The sequence below is a fragment of the Pseudomonas sp. GW821-FHT03A09 genome (genome assembly GCF_059421065.1).
Genome location: NZ_JBWKUX010000006.1, coordinates 40,661 through 59,768 on the forward strand (window position 1 = coordinate 40,661; position 19,108 = coordinate 59,768).

General features: G+C 59.7%; 14 protein-coding genes. 7 read left to right on the forward strand and 7 right to left on the reverse strand.

What is annotated here, in order from left to right:
- Positions 1-30: 30 nt before the first annotated feature.
- Positions 31-1,062, reverse strand: a complete 1,032-nt coding sequence (locus AC07V4_RS12805) for an amino acid ABC transporter substrate-binding protein (protein WP_431751391.1) — start codon at positions 1,060-1,062, stop codon at positions 31-33.
- 345 nt (positions 1,063-1,407) lie between these two features.
- Between AC07V4_RS12805 and AC07V4_RS12810 the strand changes: the two genes are divergently transcribed.
- From AC07V4_RS12810 to AC07V4_RS12820, 3 genes are all read left to right on the forward strand, one after another.
- Positions 1,408-2,064 carry an alpha/beta hydrolase gene (locus AC07V4_RS12810; protein WP_492636925.1) on the forward strand — a complete coding sequence of 219 codons (657 nt, stop codon included), beginning with the start codon at positions 1,408-1,410 and terminating at the stop codon, positions 2,062-2,064.
- Positions 2,065-2,160: 96 nt separating this feature from the next.
- Positions 2,161-3,630, forward strand: a complete 1,470-nt coding sequence (gene rhlB / locus AC07V4_RS12815) for an ATP-dependent RNA helicase RhlB (RefSeq protein WP_492636974.1) — start codon at positions 2,161-2,163, stop codon at positions 3,628-3,630.
- Between the two features lie 181 nt (positions 3,631-3,811).
- A complete protein-coding gene (locus AC07V4_RS12820) occupies positions 3,812-4,939 on the forward strand; it encodes an NAD(P)/FAD-dependent oxidoreductase (RefSeq protein ID WP_492636924.1) in 1,128 nt (375 codons plus the stop codon).
- Here AC07V4_RS12820 and moaE read toward each other — a convergent pair whose 3' ends face one another.
- From moaE to AC07V4_RS12850, 6 genes are all read right to left on the reverse strand, one after another.
- A complete protein-coding gene (moaE, locus tag AC07V4_RS12825) occupies positions 4,940-5,389 on the reverse strand; it encodes a molybdopterin synthase catalytic subunit MoaE (RefSeq protein ID WP_431753219.1) in 450 nt (149 codons plus the stop codon).
- A 2-nt stretch (positions 5,390-5,391) separates the two neighbouring features.
- Positions 5,392-5,634 carry a molybdopterin converting factor subunit 1 gene (moaD, locus tag AC07V4_RS12830; RefSeq protein WP_033899587.1) on the reverse strand — a complete coding sequence of 81 codons (243 nt, stop codon included), beginning with the start codon at positions 5,632-5,634 and terminating at the stop codon, positions 5,392-5,394.
- Positions 5,631-6,104 (reverse strand): cyclic pyranopterin monophosphate synthase MoaC, encoded by a 474-nt coding sequence (gene moaC / locus AC07V4_RS12835; protein ID WP_431753221.1) that lies wholly within the window; start codon positions 6,102-6,104, stop codon positions 5,631-5,633. Before moaC ends, moaD begins: the two co-directional genes overlap by 4 nt.
- 114 nt (positions 6,105-6,218) lie before the next feature.
- Positions 6,219-9,941, reverse strand: coding sequence for an autotransporter domain-containing protein (locus AC07V4_RS12840; protein WP_492636923.1), 3,723 nt, complete (start codon positions 9,939-9,941; stop codon positions 6,219-6,221).
- 312 nt (positions 9,942-10,253) lie between these two features.
- Positions 10,254-11,648 carry a PhoH family protein gene (locus AC07V4_RS12845; protein ID WP_492636922.1) on the reverse strand — a complete coding sequence of 465 codons (1,395 nt, stop codon included), beginning with the start codon at positions 11,646-11,648 and terminating at the stop codon, positions 10,254-10,256.
- A 347-nt stretch (positions 11,649-11,995) separates the two neighbouring features.
- On the reverse strand, positions 11,996-13,120 hold the full coding sequence (locus AC07V4_RS12850; RefSeq protein WP_492636921.1) for a polysaccharide deacetylase family protein: 1,125 nt from the start codon (positions 13,118-13,120) through the stop codon (positions 11,996-11,998).
- A 296-nt stretch (positions 13,121-13,416) separates the two neighbouring features.
- Between AC07V4_RS12850 and yaaA the strand changes: the two genes are divergently transcribed.
- From yaaA to AC07V4_RS12870, 4 genes are all read left to right on the forward strand, one after another.
- Positions 13,417-14,196, forward strand: coding sequence for a peroxide stress protein YaaA (gene yaaA, locus AC07V4_RS12855; RefSeq protein WP_492636920.1), 780 nt, complete (start codon positions 13,417-13,419; stop codon positions 14,194-14,196).
- Positions 14,197-15,020: 824 nt separating this feature from the next.
- On the forward strand, positions 15,021-16,337 hold the full coding sequence (locus tag AC07V4_RS12860) for a nucleotide sugar dehydrogenase (protein ID WP_492636919.1): 1,317 nt from the start codon (positions 15,021-15,023) through the stop codon (positions 16,335-16,337).
- 83 nt (positions 16,338-16,420) lie between these two features.
- Entirely contained in the window at positions 16,421-17,902 is a 1,482-nt protein-coding gene (alg8, locus tag AC07V4_RS12865) for a mannuronan synthase (protein WP_431751462.1), read from the forward strand.
- A 38-nt stretch (positions 17,903-17,940) separates the two neighbouring features.
- Positions 17,941-19,107 (forward strand): PilZ domain-containing protein, encoded by a 1,167-nt coding sequence (locus tag AC07V4_RS12870; protein WP_492636918.1) that lies wholly within the window; start codon positions 17,941-17,943, stop codon positions 19,105-19,107.
- Position 19,108 lies beyond the last annotated feature (1 nt).

Here is a 19,108-nt window from a genome sequence, read left to right on the forward strand (position 1 = left end):
TGGCCCACCGGGTGACAGAACCATCAGCGATCAGCGCACAGGGGGTGCGTATTGAATGCCGCCGTTGTTCCACAGCGCGTTCAGGCCACGGTCGATTTCCAGCGGGGTGCTCTTGCCGAGGTTTTTCTCGAAGATTTCGCCGTAGTTACCGACTTGCTTGACGATCTGCACAACCCAGTCTTTTTTCAGTTTCAGGTCTTTGCCGTATTCGCCGTCAGCACCGAGCAGACGTGCAACGTCCGGGTTCTTGGTGGACTTGGCTTCTGCTTCGACGTTTTTCGAAGTGATACCGGCTTCTTCAGCGTTGAGCAGGGCGTAGCCCACCCAGCGCACGATGGCCAGCCACTCGTCGTCACCGTTACGGACCACCGGGCCCAGAGGCTCTTTGGAAATGGTTTCCGGCAGCACCGAGTAGTCTTTCGGCGAGGCCAGCTTGCTGCGCTGGGCGAACAGCTGGGACTTGTCGGAGGTCAGCACGTCGCAACGCCCGGATTCCAGCGACTTGGCGCTTTCATCGGAGGTGTCGAAGGTGATCGGGGTGTATTTGAGGTTGTTGGCGCGGAAGTAGTCGGAGACGTTCAGTTCTGTGGTGGTACCGGCCTGGATGCAGATGGTTGCACCGTCCAGTTCCTTGGCACTCTTCACGCCCAGCTTGTTGTTCACCAGGAAGCCAACACCGTCGTAGTAGGTGATGAAACCCGGGAATTTCAAGCCCATGCCCGCATCGCGGGAGCTGGTCATGGTGGTGTTACGCGACAGGATGTCGACTTCGCCAGACTGCAGCGCGGTGAAACGCTCCTTGGCGTTCAACTGGCTGAATTTGACCTTGGTCGCATCACCGAAGACGGCAGCGGCAACGGCACGGCACACGTCAGCGTCGATCCCGAGGATCTTGCCGCTGGCATCCGGCACCGAGAAACCCGGCAGGCCGTCACTCACGCCACATTGCACAAAGCCTTTCTTCTGTACGGCGTCCAGGGTGGCGCCGGCTTGGGCGAACCCACTGACACCCAATACAGCGGCCGCGGTGACGATGGCCAGGGTGGATTTCAATACCTTCATTCAAACCTCCAGTTGCTCTTGTTGTGTCGGAGCTCGAACCTCAGCGCACCCTTATGAGGCGATATCGACCCGTGTTGGCTTTTTATAGGGTCAAGCGGCATGAAGTCGTCGCGGTAATTCCAGTTGCTATCCCACCAACGGCACTCACTGATAGTGTTACCGTCAGCGAACAGTTCTGACATCGACCTACACATAGCAAGGCGCGTACCAGAGTGCCGGCGGAGTCGCTTCAGCCCCTGTTCAATAGAAAAAGATTCAACCTTGCGACATTCTCTTAACAGATCAACCTTTCACGCACCGTTCCGACGCACCCAATCGGAGCGCACGCACATAGATGGAGCAGACATGACCGAACCCTTGATTCTTCAGCCCGCCAAGCCCGCAGACGCCTGCGTAATCTGGTTGCATGGCCTGGGTGCCGATCGCTACGACTTCCTGCCGGTGGCCGAAGCGTTGCAGGAAAATTTACTGACAACCCGTTTCGTTTTGCCCCAGGCACCGACCCGTCCAGTGACGATCAACGGTGGTTATGAGATGCCCAGTTGGTACGACATCAAGGCCATGAGCCCGGCGCGTTCCATCAGCCTGGAAGAGCTGGAAGCATCGGCGAAAATGGTCACCGATTTGATCAAGGAACAAAAAAGCACCGGGATAGACGCTTCGCGGATTTTCCTCGCCGGTTTTTCCCAAGGTGGCGCCGTGGTGTTCCACACCGCTTTCATGAAATGGCAGGGCGCCCTCGGTGGTGTGATCGCCCTCTCCACCTACGCACCGACGTTCGGTGATGAGCTGGAATTGTCCGCCAGCCAACAGCGCATTCCAGCCCTGTGCCTGCACGGCCACTACGACGACGTGGTACAGAACGCCATGGGCCGCAGTGCCTATGAGCATTTGAAGACCCGTGGTGTCACCGTGACATGGCAGGAATACCCAATGGGCCACGAAGTGTTACCCGAAGAGATCCGTGATATCGGTGCCTGGTTGAGCGCTCGCCTGGGCTGAAAACCAGCGTTTATGTAGCCGTATGACAGACGCACTACGCCGCGCCCGATTCTTGCATTACACTGGCCGGCGTACATTCCTTAACCAATTAATGAGATCACCGTGCTCAAAGCACTTAAGAAGATGTTCGGCAAAAGCGAGGCTGAGCCGCTCGCGCCAGTTCCCAGTGCTCCCGTTCCGACGCCCGGCAGCCGCAATGACGGTCAACAGCCCGCCCGGACCGCACCTGCCGCCCAGCCGAAGAAGCCAACGGTGACACCACCCGAACAGGCAAAACCGGCCGAGGCCACACCCGCGCCAGTCGCGCCAAAGCCACGCCGCGAACGTGCGCCAAAACCGCCGGTCATTCCGTGGAAACTCGAAGACTTCGTCGTCGAGCCCCAGGAAGGCAAGACCCGCTTCCATGATTTCAAGCTCGCCCCGGAACTGATGCACGCCATCCAGGACCTGGGTTTCCCGTACTGCACGCCGATCCAGGCGCAGGTACTGGGCTTTACCCTGGCCGGCAAAGACGCCATCGGCCGTGCCCAGACCGGTACCGGCAAGACTGCCGCGTTCCTGATCTCGATCATCACCCAATTGCTGCAGACGCCGCCGCCGAAAGAGCGCTACATGGGTGAACCGCGCGCCCTGATCATCGCCCCCACCCGGGAGCTGGTGGTGCAGATCGCCAAGGACGCCGCCGACCTGACCAAGTACACCGGTCTCAACGTGATGACGTTCGTGGGCGGCATGGACTTCGACAAGCAGCTCAAGCACCTTGAAGCCCGTCACTGCGACATCCTGGTGGCCACGCCGGGCCGCCTGCTGGACTTCAACCAGCGTGGCGACGTGCATTTGGACATGGTCGAAGTGATGGTGCTGGACGAAGCCGACCGCATGCTCGATATGGGCTTTATCCCACAAGTACGCCAGATCATTCGCCAGACGCCACCGAAAACCGAGCGCCAGACCCTGCTGTTCTCCGCGACCTTTACCGACGACGTGATGAACCTCGCCAAGCAATGGACCACCGACCCGTCCATCGTCGAGATCGAAGCGGAAAACGTCGCCAGTGAAAACGTCGAGCAACACATCTACGCCGTCGCCGGGGCCGACAAGTACAAGCTGCTCTACAACCTGGTCAACGATAACGGTTGGGAGCGCGTGATGGTCTTTGCCAACCGCAAGGACGAAGTACGCCGCATCGAAGAACGCCTGGTGCGTGACGGCGTCAACGCCGCGCAGTTGTCGGGCGACGTGCCGCAGCACAAACGCATCAAGACCCTGGAAGGCTTCCGCGAAGGCAAGATCCGTGTGCTGGTGGCCACCGACGTGGCAGGTCGCGGGATTCACATCGACGGCATCAGCCACGTGATCAACTTCACCCTGCCGGAAGTACCGGACGACTACGTGCACCGCATTGGCCGTACCGGTCGTGCCGGCGCGGCGGGTGTGTCGATCAGTTTTGCCGGTGAAGATGACTCGTATCAGTTGCCGTCGATCGAGGCGCTGCTGGGCCGCAAGATCAGCTGTGAAACACCGCCGACGCATCTGTTGCGGGCGGTGGAGCGCAAGCGCCCCTAGGCTGGGACGCAGTAAGAAATGTGGGAGCTGGCTTGTGTGGGAGCTGGCTTGCCTGCGATAGCATCACCGAGGTGTGACTGACACATCTCGGTGCCTGTATCGCGGGCAAGCCCGGCTCCCACACAAGCCAGCTCCCACATTTGTTTGGCGGTGCTTTCAAGTAAGTATTCCAGGAGGAACCATGAACCACGCCGACTACATCATCATCGGCGGCGGCATTGCCGGTGCATCTGCCGGTTACTGGCTGTCGCAGCATGCCCGAGTCATCGTGCTGGAACGTGAGTCGATGCCGGGTTATCACTCCACCGGACGCTCCGCCGCGTTGTATATCGCCGCCTACGGCACACCCCAGGTACGTGCCCTGACGCTGGGCAGCCGCCCATTTTTCGACCACCCACCCGCCGGTTTTACCGAACACCCTCTGCTGACACCCCGTGGCGAACTTCTGGTGGATTTGCTCGGCGATGAGCAAGAATTGCAGCGCCACTACCAACGTGCCAAAGCCCTGGTGTCAGCCACTCGCCTGCTGGACGCCGATGAGGCCCTGGAACTGGTGCCGATCCTGCGCGCAGAAAAAATCCATGGTGCGATCTACGACCCCACCGTGTGTGACATCGATACCGACGCGCTGTACCAAGGTTATTTGCGCGGCATACGGCGCAATGGCGGCGAGATTCATACCCACAGCGACGTGCAGCACCTGGAGCGTGACAGCCAGGGCCAGTGGCAAGTACAGACCTCGAGCGGGCACTTCTGCGCGCCCATCATCCTCAACGCAGCAGGTGCCTGGGCCGATGCGATTGGCGAACTGGCCGGCGCGCAAAAAATCGGCCTGCAACCCAAGCGCCGCAGCGCCTTCATCTTCGCCCCACCACCGGACACGGATATCCATGCATGGCCAGAGCTGGCGGCACTGGACGGCTCGTTCTACATGAAGCCGGATGCAGGCATGTTCCTCGGCTCTCCCGCCAATGCCGATCCGGTAGAGCCCCACGACGTGCAGCCTGAGGAACTGGACATCGCCATGGGCATTTACCAGATCGAAGAAGCCACTCACCTGACTATCCGCCGCCCTACCCGTACCTGGGCGGGGCTGCGCAGTTTCGTCAGCGACGGTGATCTGGTGTGCGGGTTTGATCCCCGGGTGGAAGGCTTTTTCTGGATTGCTGCCCAAGGTGGCTATGGCATCCAGACCTCGCCCGCCATGGGCCAGGCCAGCGCGGCGCTAGTGCGGGGCGAGCCATTGCCCGAAGCGCTCAGCGGTTTGGGCCTGACCGAAACGATGCTGTCGCCCAAGCGGCTTGGCTGATCACTTCCAGCGATCCGCCGCCGCGTGATCGCTGCTGCGCCCTTCCACCCAGCGCGGGCCTTCGGCGGTGTTCTCTTTCTTCCAGAACGGCGCACGGGTCTTCAGGTAATCCATCACAAACGCACACGCATCGAACGCAGCCTCGCGGTGGGCGCTGGCCGCCGCGACGAAAACGATCGGCTCACCCGGCTCAAGCGCGCCGATGCGATGCAGCACCTCAAGCTTGAGCAACGGCCAACGCTGCTCGGCCTCCACGGCGATCTTGGCCAGGGCTTTTTCGGTCATACCGGGGTAGTGCTCCAGGAACATCCCCGACACTTCACGGCCATCGTTGAAGTCGCGCACATAACCGACAAAACTCACCACCGCGCCTACGCCGACATTGGCGGCGTGCATCGCGTTGACTTCAAAGCCTGGATCAAACGCCTCGACTTGCACACGAATGGCCATGTTCAGCCTCCGGTCACAGGAGGAAAGAACGCCACTTCGTCACCTGCCTGCACCGGCTCATCGAGGCCGCACAGTTCCTCGTTGCGGGCACACATCAGGCTGGTCTCGTTGAGTACGGCAAACTCCGGGTCACTGGCCAACGCCAGACGTACAGCATCGACAGTGGCGAAATCACCCTCCATCTCCAGCGAATCAAAGCCCACCGCCTCCGCGTAACGCGCAAAAAACAGTACGTTGATACTCATGCCTGGTCCGCCTTGAAATGCCCGCTTTTGCCGCCGAGCTTTTCCAGCAGGCGAATGTTTTCGATGGTCATGCCGCGGTCAACCGCCTTACACATGTCGTAGATCGTCAGTGCCGCGACGCTGGCGGCGGTCAGGGCTTCCATCTCCACGCCGGTCTGGCCGGAGAGTTTGCACCGCGCCAGGATATGCACCGCGTCCACGCCATCGGCGCGCAGTTCGACCTTGACGCCAGTGAGCATCAGCGGATGGCACAGCGGGATCAGATCACTGGTTTTTTTCGCGGCCTGGATGCCGGCGATACGGGCCACGGCAAATACGTCGCCCTTGGGGTGGGCGCCGTCGACAATCATTTGCAGGGTTTCGGGCAGCATGCGCACCCGCGCTTCGGCCACGGCCTCACGGAACGTCACGGCTTTTTCGGTGACGTCGACCATATGGGCGCGACCTTGGGAATCGAGATGAGTCAGCACAGGGATACTCCTGATCAGGAGCGGCAATTGTAAACCCGTGGGTCAATTTGCGCAGGGCTGTTTATCCCATACAAAAAGGGGCGCAATGCGCCCCTTCATGCACAACAAGCAGGGTCAGAAGCGGAAGGTAAACCCGGCATTGATCCCGTTGTTGTTACCCCGGTTGGACAGCAAACCGCTGTAGCTCAAGGACACCAGTGTGTCCGGGGTCAAGGCCATTTCCGCACTGGCCTTGATCACCGCACCATCGCGGGCTACGGGCACGCTGTTGACCGCAAATGCCGTGTCGCTGCCGGCGAACTTCAAAGAGGCTTCGCGATCGGTATCACCGAACTGATGCTCCCAACCCAACTCACCGCGCAACGTCACCGCCGAAGTCGAGCTGACCGGCAATTGGGTATGCGCGCGCAGGCCCAGTGTGGAGAGCGTGGCATCCTGGCTTTGCTTGCTGGCATGCAAGGCTGCGGCACCGCCTTTTTCCTTGAACGAGTCGCTCTGATAGTTCAGGTAAGTGAGGTTGGCAAAGGGTTCGAACTGGCTCCATTGGGTGTAGCCGATCTCGCCGAACACTTGGTCGGTACGGGCGTTGTAGTCGGCTTTGTCGTAATCCGACTGGTTGGCGTAGGCCACACGGCGCGAGGCGTCGATACGGTGCCACGTGGTGCCGCCGCCCAGGCGCAGGGCAATCGTGTCGAAGCGTTTACCACCGTAGATCGACAGGTGATAGTTGTCGCTGTCCGCCGAAGCCGATGCGCCATTGAGGTGACTCTGGGTATAGCCGGTAGCGGCACCCACACGCCAGCCGTCACCAACCTCGGTGTCCAGGCCTAGCAGCACACCGCTGGTGGACGACGAATAACCGCTGGCGTTGTTGTCACCACTGACGTTGTTGCGACCGCCCAGCAACTGCACCCAGCCGCCGTTGTCGCTGGCCTGGATCTGCGCGCTGGAATCCAGTGCCTGAGCCTGTTGCAGGCGGCCGTTGACCGCTTCACGCAGGTAACGGCTGTCGGCCATGTGCGCCGCTGCCACGTCCGAGTGCAATTGCCCGGACAGTTGCTTGAACGCCTCTCGCGCCTGCACCGCCGAGTCGGAAGCCAACAGGCTTTCATACACAGGGCTGCCGGCACCCAAGGCCTCGGCCGCCGTCGCTACCGCACGCTCGTTGCGGGTTTGCGCAACACTGGCGAAGGTCGTCTGGTTACGCGCCACCGCCAGGCTCAGTTGATTCGGCTGATAGTTAAGCTGAGTGCCGATAAACAGGTAGTTGGGGGTGATCGCGGCAAACTGGCCGTTGATGCCCTGGCTGGCGCTGAGGATGTTGAACTGCTGGCCCAGCAGGCTGCGTGCTTCGCTGGCGGACAGCAGGTTGGGGCTGTTCTCCAGGGACACGGTCACCACACCGCCGTTGAGGGTCGCGACACCGCTGCTCTGGATCTGGTCGCTGCGCCCATTGGGGCCCACTTCGACGGCGTACACCGAGCCTGGGTTGAAGGTCACGTTACCCGTGTGCAGCGTGCCAATCGAATGCCCCGGCGCCACGCGGCCGCCACTGTTGACGGTCAAGGCACCCACCGTGCCGTTGCCGGCCAGTGTGCCACCCAACGTGGTCGCCACGCCGTTATCCGTATTCCGTGTACCCACGGCACTGCCGTCGACTGTCACGGCGGAGGTCAGCGAGCCGTCCACCGACAGCTTGCCGCCACGCACCCAGGTGCTGCCCGAGTACGTGTTCTGGCCTTCCAGTACCAGCTCGCCATCTCCGGACTTGGCCAGGCTGCCAACATAGGTGTTGCCAGTGAGCAAATCCTTGCCCCGAGCCAGGGTAGCTTGCTCCCGTGCGCTGCCGATCTCGTACTCGAACTGATCATCCGCCGAGGCATTGGTGGGCAGGCCATTGATCCAGCCTTTTTGCTGTTTGGTCGCCGCCCAGGTCGCCTGCTCGGTGGCGTCTTCTACACGGCGAGCGCGAATGGCTTCATCGGAAATAGGGTTGGCCCAGATGTCACGCGTAGCCGAAGGCAAGGCCACCGCCACCGAACCCAGGAACTGCCCCGGCCCTTGCATGGCTTTCTGCAGGTTGGGCAGGCCCCAGCCACTGACCACTCCCGGCACTTGCGGCGTGCCCGGCGCGGCATCGTGCACCGGTTGCAGGTTGTCGTAGGTGCGGCCACCAGTCAGGTTGCCCACCGGGGTGTCCGGGCCATCCGGTGCTTGCAGGCTGGAGGTGGTCAGCAACACATCCCGGGCCTGGCTCGCGGTCATGTAGGGGAAGCGCTGGATCACCAGCGCCAGGGCGCCGGAGACGCTCGGTGCAGCGGCCGATGTGCCGTTGGCGTTGGGGATGATTTCCCCTTCGGGCCCGGTGGACGGAATCCCTGAAACGCCCATCACGCACCACCATTTCGAGGTGCCGCAGCGGTTGTAGACCTGGGCACTGGTCTCGTCATAACCAGTGATCGAGAGGAACTTGGTTTCGATATCCGGCTTGAAAAACGGCAGGTTGGCGTTGGTGTCCGGGTTGGCGCCGTGGCTGTCGTTGCCTGCCGAGATGATCTGGATAAAGGTGTTTTGCCGAGCGGCGTCGGCCATCGCGTCCATCCAGGTTTTCTGCCCGGCGTGAGCCTTGTCCCAGAATGGGCGGTAGGCGGCCTTCATGTCACGCAGGTTATCCGCCGCGCTGTCGCCGACATTACCGAAGTGGTTTTCCACGTCATTGCGCGAGTTCTGCCCCCAGCTCTGGTTGACGATCGACACGTTCTTCGCGGCGAGGGCATTGTAGCTGGCCATGAACGCGTTGTAGTCCAGGTCGTTGGAGCCCTGAAAACGGTTGTCGTCGGTGCCGCCGGTATTGGCGACGAAAATGTTCGCGTCAAAGGCAATGCCATGCATGCCAGTGCCGTTACGACTGGCGCCCAGCACACCGGACATTTCCGTACCGTGACCGTCGTTGATGGTGGGGTCATACTCGCCGGAAATACTGAAGTGCTCACCCTTTTGAAACTCGCCGTCCGGGGTGTCGTGGATATAACGCGGATGGGTAGCGTAGTACTCACCGGTCGCCGTCACCGCCTGCACCCGGTCCTGGCCCTGGGCATTCTTGCCCTGGAATTCGAAGTGTTCTGTGAGGATGCCTGAGTCGAGCACGCCAACATTCACGCCCTTGCCGGTCATGCCCAAGGCATAGGCGTAATAGGCGTTGGTGCGGTCCAGACCGGAGTTGACCTCGGCTTCGGGAGTCTTCCAGGTTTGTGCGTTGGCGCTCCAGTCACGGGTGGCGACGGCCCAGGACTGGCCGGCGTTGAGTTGCCCGTTCAGGTTGCTGCTGACGCCCGGTTCTACATAGGTGTAGGGCTTGGCAGCCGGCAGGTTGGCGATGATGGCCTTGGAGAAATCGAGAATATTGGTGGTGTAGCGGCCGCTGTTGCTGAACAGCCGGCTGCGGTAGTAATCCAGCCGCGAGGCGTAGTCCAGCGGACGCTTGGTGTCGCCGAGCATGGCGCCGATGGTCAGGTTTTCCGGTTGCAGCTCGTAGTTTTGCTTGAGGGCTGAATCAAACTTGGCGGACTGGGCTGCAAAATCCTTTGCGGCGAGATCGACGATATCCGGAAATGCGAACCGCAGGTTCTTGTACACATCGGTGTTGGGGCCGAACGAGGCGACCGCTTTGCGGAAGGCCGACTCCAGCACTTGAGCCGTGTAGGGGTTGCTGTCATCCGCCCAGGCCATTGGGCCTTGGCCCAGCCATAAAGCCAGCCCGAGTGCGATAGGGGTGAGTGGTATCGATTTGAAGCGCTTGCGTTGAGACAAAATGAAGCCATTACCTGCTACGTCCATTTTCCTTTCCCTTTGGATATGTGCGTCGTCAATGAGCGATGTATCGGGCTTTTTGTAATAGGCAGGATCACGCGAAAAACCCATGAGGGTTTTCAAGGTTTCGTCGAATGAATGCGGTGGTTTTCCGACGGGGTCACGCAGCGTTCTTATTGTTTTGGTAGCGGCAAAAAATGTAACAAAATAATTACAAATACTACAAGCACCCTAGGCGCATTAACGAAGACAAATGTCGCCCACAACAAAAACCCCGGATTTCGTGAAAAATCCGGGGTGGTTCGTGGCATTTAGCCACCAACTATTACAGGTGTGTTTTTACAGGTGCGACTCGGCGTATTCAGCCAGGATCGAACGAGGCACCCCTTGCAGCGCGATGTGCACGCCGTTCGGGAAATCCTTGAAGCGTTCCGTCAGGTAGGTCAGCCCGGAGCTGGTCGCGGACAGGTAAGGGGTGTCGATCTGTGCCAGGTTGCCCAGGCACACCACTTTGGAACCGGCACCGGCACGGGTGATGATGGTTTTCATCTGGTGCGGTGTGAGGTTCTGGCATTCATCGATCAAAATCAGGCTTTGCTGGAAGCTGCGACCTCGGATGTAGTTGAGGGATTTGAACTGCAACGGCACTTTGCTGAGGATGTAGTCGACGCTGCCATGGGTGTTTTCGTCATCCATGTGCAAGGCTTCGAGGTTGTCGGTGATCGCCCCCAGCCACGGTTCCATTTTTTCCGCCTCGGTGCCGGGCAGGAAACCGATCTCCTGGTCCAGGCCCTGCACACTGCGGGTGGCGATGATGCGGCGATAGCGCTTGGTCACCATGGTCTGTTCGATGGCGGCGGCCAGGGCAAGGATGGTTTTCCCCGAACCTGCGGCACCGGTCAGGTTGACCAGGTGAATGTCCGGATCAAGCAGCGCATACAGCGCCAGGCTCTGGTAGATGTCACGCGGTTTCAGGCCCCAGGCTTCCTGGTGCAACAGGGGTTCCTGATGCAGGTCGAGGATCAGCAGCTTGTCGACCTGGATCTCTTTGATCCAGCCCACAAAGCCCTGTTCGTCGACGATGAACTCATTGATATGCACGGCCGGCAGGTTTTCGATCAGCTGTACCTGGTGCCAGGTGCGGCCATGGTCCTGACGGGTTTCGACCTTGCTGACGCGGTCCCAGAACGAGCCGGTAATCATGTGATAACCACGGGACAGCATCGACACGTCGTCGACCAGTTGGTCGGTACTGTAGTCCTCGGCAGCGATCCCACACGCTCGTGCCTTGAGGCGCATATTGATGTCTTTGGTCACCAGCACGACGCGCAGGTCCTTGTCGCGTGCATGCAGGTCGATCAATTGGTTGATGATTTTGTTGTCGTTCAGATTCTCCGGCAGCAGGCTGTTGGGCTCGCTGCGCCTGCTCATCAGAATCGACAGCAAGCCCTTGGGCCCGCCTTTGCCACGCTGGATCGGCACGCCGACTTCGACATCCTCGGGCGAGGCCTCGCCCAGGGTCTTGTCGATCAGGCGGATGGCCTGGCGGCATTCGGCGGCCACGCTGTGGTGCCCGCTTTTGAGTTTGTCGAGCTCCTCAAGCACGATCATCGGGATGGCGACGTGGTGTTCTTCGAAGTTAAGCAGTGCGTTTGGATCGTGGATCAATACGTTGGTATCAAGCACATAAAGGATTGGCTGGTCGGAAGAAGGGTTACGTCCATGATCATCCATACTCGGTCACCTTTGTGGGAGCCAGTCGACGCAATACCTGGGCGGTGCTGCGCCTCGATTCGACCACCGACCGCACCTGAGTGACATCAAGTGCAGTGCCCACATGAGGAGTCTTGGAAGACGCCACCTGTGCTGCAGGTTTCGGCGATCTGACTTCGTAATACCGCAAAAACCATGACAGGAAAAAGCACTTTGACGCTTTTTTGAAGTTTATTTTTCAGGATGACGAATAGCACTAGCCGAGTGCTGGCCACCCCGTTAAAGTCGGAAGTCCGCCTGCATCGATTTGTCGCACAAAATCGCCCCCAGAATGCCTCATCCCCAACAGGGCCGGGCACTTCATCTTTTTAACGAAATGCTTCCCGGCAGTCCTGCCAGCCCAACCCACTCTGCGCCGTCGCCTGCAACAACATAGGCAAAGCGAGCCGTGCCTTGTCCTGGGTGTCGTGAAACACAATCACCCCTTTGCGCCACAACAGCATCAGCGTCAGCACCCGCTGCGCCGACTCATCGGCCTTGAGCTGGCCTGGGTCATCCTGGGAATCGATGTCCCACAACGCCACTTGCAGACCTTGGGCCTGGAAGAAACCCTGGCTGTCCCCACGACGCTGGCCGTAAGGCGGGCGAAACAACGGCACGTAGTTTTCCGGCATCAGGTTTTGCGTCAGCGATGCACTGCGCGTGATGGAGCTTTGCCAGTCGACCCAATGGCTGTGGGAACGATACTGCCAACCCTGGATGCCCACGCACTGATCTTGGTACAGCGCCTGCACATCACTGGCGGAGCTGCGCTCTACCCGGGTTTGCAGGCTGCTGCCAAGGATGAAGAACGTGGCGCTCATCTTCTGTTTGCGCAGGTAGTCGGCAAGCCAATCCGTGTTGCCGTTGAGCGGTGCCGGGCCGCCTTCGAAGGTCAGCAGGAACATGCGGTCATTGAGTTCGTCGCCATTGCGCTCATGGTCGCCGAAGCGCGCCACTTCACTGCTGATCTGCGGGAACAGCGCAGCCTTGCGCAGCAGCTCATCAAGGTAACGCTCATGGAAGCGGTGGCTCGGGCCAGCCCAACCTATATAGAAGGAGTTTTCACTGACCTCGAACTTGCCGGCCTGCTCGCGCAGGTCATCCATGTTCTCGACCAGATAGCAGAACGACGCATCCTCCTCGCAGCTCTGTTGGGCGAAGGTGTAATTCTCCAACAGACGCTGCCAGAGTTGGCGCCGCACGTCGTTGATGGACGCCAGGTTGATGATCTTCAAGCCCAGGCGCTGCTTGAGCGCCATGTCATCCTGGGCCTCACTGGCCAGCAGGCTGTGGGCGAACATCAGGATTTCCGCGCGCGAAGCCACATCGAACAGCGCCGGGCTGCTGAGCTTTTCGGGCCAAGTGCCACGGTCCAGGCTCGCCACATCCACCGGCGCGGCCTGGACGTTCAGGCATAACAAACAAGCCGAGATTAAAAGCGCGATTCGCACACAGGGTCTCCCTCTCCAGAGTTGTCGGGCACTATAGCCGATCGCCTACGCAGGCTCTTGGGTTGGTGTGTATATCCGGTGTTTGGGTGATGGCAAAAACGGTCAAATGTGGGAGCTGGCTTGCCTGCGATGGCCTCTACTGGGTATGCCTGATGTACCGAGGTGCTTTTATCGCAGGCAAGCCAGCTCCCACAGAAAAGCAGCGAACAAAAAACCACACCCCTCTATCACCATCATAGGTGGAGTCAAAACGCCCCAGCCCCTAGAATCCCCCCACGATTACAGGAGCCAAACTCATGCTGATGGTGATTTCCCCCGCCAAAACCCTCGATTTCGAGTCCAAGCCGGTCACCCCGCGCTTCACCCAGCCGCAATACCTCGACCACTCCCAGGAGCTGATCGAACAATTGCGCGAACTGAGCCCAGCGCAAATCAGCGAGTTGATGCACGTCTCTGACAAGATCGGTGGCCTTAACGCCGCCCGCTTCGGCAGCTGGACGCCCGCCTTCACCCCGGCCAACGCCAAGCAGGCACTGCTGGCCTTCAAGGGTGATGTGTACACCGGCCTGAACGCCGAAACCTTCACCGACGCCGATTTCAGCTACGCCCAGGACCACCTGCGCATGCTCTCTGGCCTCTACGGCCTGCTGCGCCCCCTGGACTTGATGATGCCGTACCGCCTGGAGATGGGTACCAAACTGGCCAATGCCCGTGGCAAGGACCTCTACGCGTTCTGGGGCACGCGCATCAGCGAGTGGCTCAATGAAGCCCTGGCCGAACAAGGCGACGATGTTCTGCTCAACCTGGCCTCCAACGAGTACTTCTCGGCGGTCAAGCGCACAGCCCTGAACGCGCGCATCATCAATACCGAGTTCAAGGACCTGAAGAACGGCCAGTACAAGATCATCAGCTTCTATGCCAAGAAGGCCCGGGGCATGATGAGCCGCTTTGTGATCGAAGAACGCATCAACGATCCAGCCAAGCTCAAGCAGTTCGATGTGCAGGGTTATCGCTTCAATGCGGAGCAGTCCAAGCCGGATAACCTGGTGTTCCTGCGCGATCACGCCCCGGAATAAAGCCGAACCTGCTTCTTCCAGGCAATTAAATCCAAATGTGGGAGGGGCTTGCCCCCTCCCACAATTTCATTCGCATTTCAGCCCAAGAAATGACATTTATTTGACGTCAAAAAATATATTGACGCACTCCTAACGAATCTTTCACTCGACATTCGTCATTTTTTTTCGTAGTGGCACCACTTTTTTCAAACGGTAGTGGCACAAAACTATCCCCTCTCTGTAACTCCCTACAACTACTGGCCCAAGTAGCAAGTGCTATCAATATAGTACCAGTGCCATCTTTCCTAATAATTCAAGAAATTTCAGGAAACAGGATGAGCGGCTCGGAACTTCACCCAAACACGCGGCTCATACCACCGGTAACGAAATTCTCTGTTTCTGTAAGAGATAACTTACATAACGGCTCGAGCAGTAATTAAGTTGTCATAACAACTTATAAGGCGAGGTCACATCATCAACTGATTGAGTTGAGGGCGGCGATAAGGATGAGTTGCCACCCCCTACAGGCCAAGGCAACGCTTACCTAAATGTGTCAGTGACAAAACCCAAGACATTGATTTTCAAGGCCTAAAAGCCACGATCAAATCCTTGAGGCACTGGCGCCAGGCTCACTCCACCAGGAAGCCTGGCTGCATTTCGGGGCAAGCCCCAATAACAAGGCCAAGTTGCGCACAACTTGAGTGCAATAGTTAGTCACTCGTTATTCAACATGCCTATCTGCGGTAAGTCGGCGTCTATTCGCCCAACTTTCGCGGCATCCGTGACGTTTGCAAACATGAACTCCAGCCATCTAATGGCATGATTTAAACAAAGAGGTAATTGCGATGCGCATCAGCATATTTGGTTTGGGTTACGTTGGCGCAGTCTGTGCCGGTTGCCTGTCTGCACGTGGCCACGAAGTGGTTGGCGTAGACATCTCCAAGGACAAGATCGACCTGATCAACGCAGGCAAATCGCCCATCGTTGAACCGGGTCTGGGCGAACTGTTGAGCCAGGGCATCGCAAACGGCCGGCTGCGCGGCACCACCAACTTCGCCGAAGCGATCCGTGACACCGACCTGTCGATGATCTGCGTTGGTACGCCGAGCAAGAAGAACGGCGACCTGGAACTCAACTTCATCGAATCGGTGTGCCGTGAAATCGGTTTCGTCCTGCGTGACAAGACCACCCGCCACACCATCGTGGTGCGCAGCACCGTGTTGCCGGGCACCGTGGCCAATGTGGTGATCCCAATCCTCGAAGACTGCTCCGGCAAGAAAGCCGGTGTCGACTTCGGCGTCGCGGTCAACCCGGAGTTCCTGCGTGAGTCCACCGCCATCGCCGACTACGACCAGCCACCGATGACCGTCATCGGCGAGTTTGACAAGGCTTCCGGCGATGTCCTGCAGTCGCTGTACGAAGAGCTCGACGCGCCGATCATCCGCAAGGACATCGCCGTCGCCGAGATGATCAAGTACACCTGTAACGTATGGCACGCCACCAAGGTCACCTTCGCCAACGAGATCGGCAACATCGCCAAGGCCGTCGGCGTCGACGGTCGCGAAGTGATGGAAGTGGTGTGCCAGGACAAGACGCTCAACCTGTCCCAGTACTACATGCGTCCCGGTTTCGCCTTCGGTGGCTCGTGCCTGCCCAAGGATGTGCGCGCCCTGACCTATCGCGCCGGTTCCCTCGATGTGCAAGCGCCGCTGCTCAACTCGCTGATGCGCAGCAACGAGTCCCAGGTACAGAACGCCTTCGACATCGTTTCCAGCCACGACAAACGCAAAGTCGCCCTGCTGGGCCTGAGCTTCAAGGCCGGCACCGACGATCTGCGTGAAAGCCCATTGGTGGAACTGGCGGAAATGCTGATCGGCAAGGGCTACGACCTGAGCATCTACGACAGCAACGTCGAGTACGCCCGAGTACACGGCGCGAACAAGGACTACATCGAAGGCAAGATCCCCCACGTGTCGTCCCTGCTCAACTCGGACTTCGATGATGTGATCAACAATTCCGACGTGATCATCCTCGGCAACCGCGACGAGAAATTCCGTGCCCTGGCGCACAACGCACCGCACGGCAAACAAGTGGTCGACCTGGTGGGCTTCATGTCCAAGGCCACCAGCGTCAGCGGCCGTACCGAAGGCATTTGCTGGTAACAGCAACGGCAAGTTCCAGGCTGCAAGCGTCACTGTCCCCAGCGCTTGCAGCCGGGAGCCTTCTTCACCTTCGGATGACGCTTATGTCCAAGTTAAAACACGTACTGCTCCAATCGGCCGGCTGGCTGTTCTTTCTCAGCCTGCTGATGGGACTCGCCCTGCTGCTGCCGGCGAGTACGTTCGACTCGCAGTCGAAGAATTTTATTTTCCTGATTGGCGCCGTGGGTATCTGGCGCTACTCGATGGGCATCACGCATTTCTTTCGCGGCATGCTGTTCCTGTATGTGGTCTACCCGCACCTGCGCCGCAAAGTGCGCAAGCTGGGCAAGGCGGCGGACCCGTCCCATGTGTTCCTGATGGTCACCAGCTTTCGTATTGATGCGCTGACCACGGCGCAGGTGTACAGCTCGGTGATTCGCGAAGCCATCGAATGCGGCTTCCCCACCACGGTGGTCTGCTCGCTGGTGGAAATGTCCGATGAGCTGTTGGTGAAGAGCCTGTGGGAGCGCATGAACCCACCGGCACACGTGAAGCTCGACTTCGTGCGCATCGCCGGCACCGGCAAGCGTGACGGCCTGGCCTTCGGTTTCCGCGCCATCTCCCGTCACCTGCCGGACGACCGCGCCGTGGTGGCCGTGATCGACGGCGACACCGTGCTCGCCGAGGGTGTGGTACGCAAGACCGTGCCGTGGTTCCAACTGTTCGGCAATGTCGGCGGCCTGACCACCAACGAGTTCTGCGAAGTGCGCGGCGGCTACATCATGAGCGAGTGGCACAAGCTGCGCTTTGCCCAGCGCCACATCAACATGTGCTCCATGGCCCTGTCCAAGCGCGTGCTGACCATGACCGGGCGCATGTCGGTGTTCCGCGCCAGCGTGGTCACCGACCCAGGCTTTATCGCCGATGTGGAAAGCGACTCGCTGCAACACTGGCGCCTGGGCCGCTTCAAGTTTCTGACCGGGGATGACAAGTCCAGCTGGTTCAGCCTGATGCGCCTGGGCTACGACACCTTCTACGTGCCGGATGCCGCGATCAATACGGTGGAACACCCACCGGAAAAGAGCTTTATCAAGGCCAGTCGCAAGCTGATGTTCCGCTGGTACGGCAACAACCTGCGCCAGAATTCCCGCGCCCTTGGCCTGGGTGTGAAGCGACTCGGCCTGTTCACCAGCATCGTGCTGTTCGACCAACGTGTGTCGATGTGGACCTCCCTGCTCGGCCTGACCGTGGCAATCATCGCCACCGTCAAATACGGCGGCGCGTTCATCCTCGCGTACCTGCTGTGGATCGGCATCACCCGTCTGATTCTCACCCTGTTGCTGTCGTGCTCCGGACACAGCATCGGCCCGGCTTACCCGGTGATTCTCTATTACAACCAGATCATGGGCGCGCTGGTGAAGATCTACGTGTTCTTCCGCCTCGATCAACAGTCCTGGACCCGCCAGGACACCAAACTGACCCGCGATTTGGCCAGCTTTCAACGTTGGTTCAACACCTGGTCGTCTCGGACCATGACCTTCTCCGCCGGCAGCATTTTCGTCGCCGTGTTGCTGATGATGGTCTGACCCTACCAAGCCTGAATTAACTCTAGGAAATTGCCCTGATGAACAGCCAAGTAAACGCCAACGTAGTCCACGAATCCGAAGCCCAGCGTCAACACGCCCGGGTCAAGATCCCGGCCAAACTGCGCTTCTTCAACACTGACCGCACACCGACCGAAGCACGGGTGATCGACCTGTCCGCCGGTGGCCTGGCCTTCACCTCCACCCAGCCGCTGACCGTCGGCGAAGTGCACAAGGGCCGCCTGCAATTTGTGATCGATAACCTGGGCCTGGCGATGGACGTGGAGCTGCAGATCCGCTCCTACGACCGCCAGAGCGGCCGCACCGGTTGCCAGTTCCAGAACCTGGAGCCGCAAGACATCTCCACCTTGCGCCACCTGATCACCTCGCACCTGTCCGGCGACATCGTGACCATGGGCGACGTGCTCGCCACCCTGCAACGCGACAACTTCACCAAGGCGCGCAAGGTCAAGGACAGCGGCAGTGGCATGACGGCATTCGGTCGCCTGCGGGCGGTGACGTTCAGCGCGGGAATCTTCATCGTCGGTCTGGCCGCGTTCGGTTTCGTCTTCAAATCGGTGTACGGCATGTACTTCGTCAGCCACGCCCAGGCCGGTCTTGTGAGCGTGCCCGGCATGAACGTGACCATGCCGCGCGACGGTACCGTGCAGAGCCTGCTCAAAGGCGACGCCGTTGCCGCCAAGGGCGCGCCGCTCGCCACCTTCAGCACCAGCATGCTGGATGTGCTCAAGGGCCACCTGGACGAAGATCAACTGCAACCGGCCAAGGTCGAAGAGCTGTTCGGCAAGCAAATGACCGGCACCCTGACTTCGCCCTGCGATTGCGTGGTGGCCCAGCAACTGGTCGCCGACGGCCAGTACGCCAGCAAGGGCGACGTGATTTTCCAACTGGTGCCGCGCGGCAGCCTGGCCAACGTGGAAGCCCGCTTCACCTATCGCCAGTTCGCCGACGTTCGCCCAGGCACGCCAGTGAACTTCCAGGTGGCCGACGAAGAACAGGTACGCACCGGCACCATCATCAGCAGCACCAGCCTGAACAGCGCCGATTTGTCCTCCGACATCCGCGTGCAGATCAAGCCTGACGCCCCGCTGGACAGCACTTACGCCGGTCGCCCGGTGGAAGTGACCAGCGACCGCGGCCCATCGTTGAACTGGCTGATCGATAAAGCCATGGCTCACGGTCTGTAAG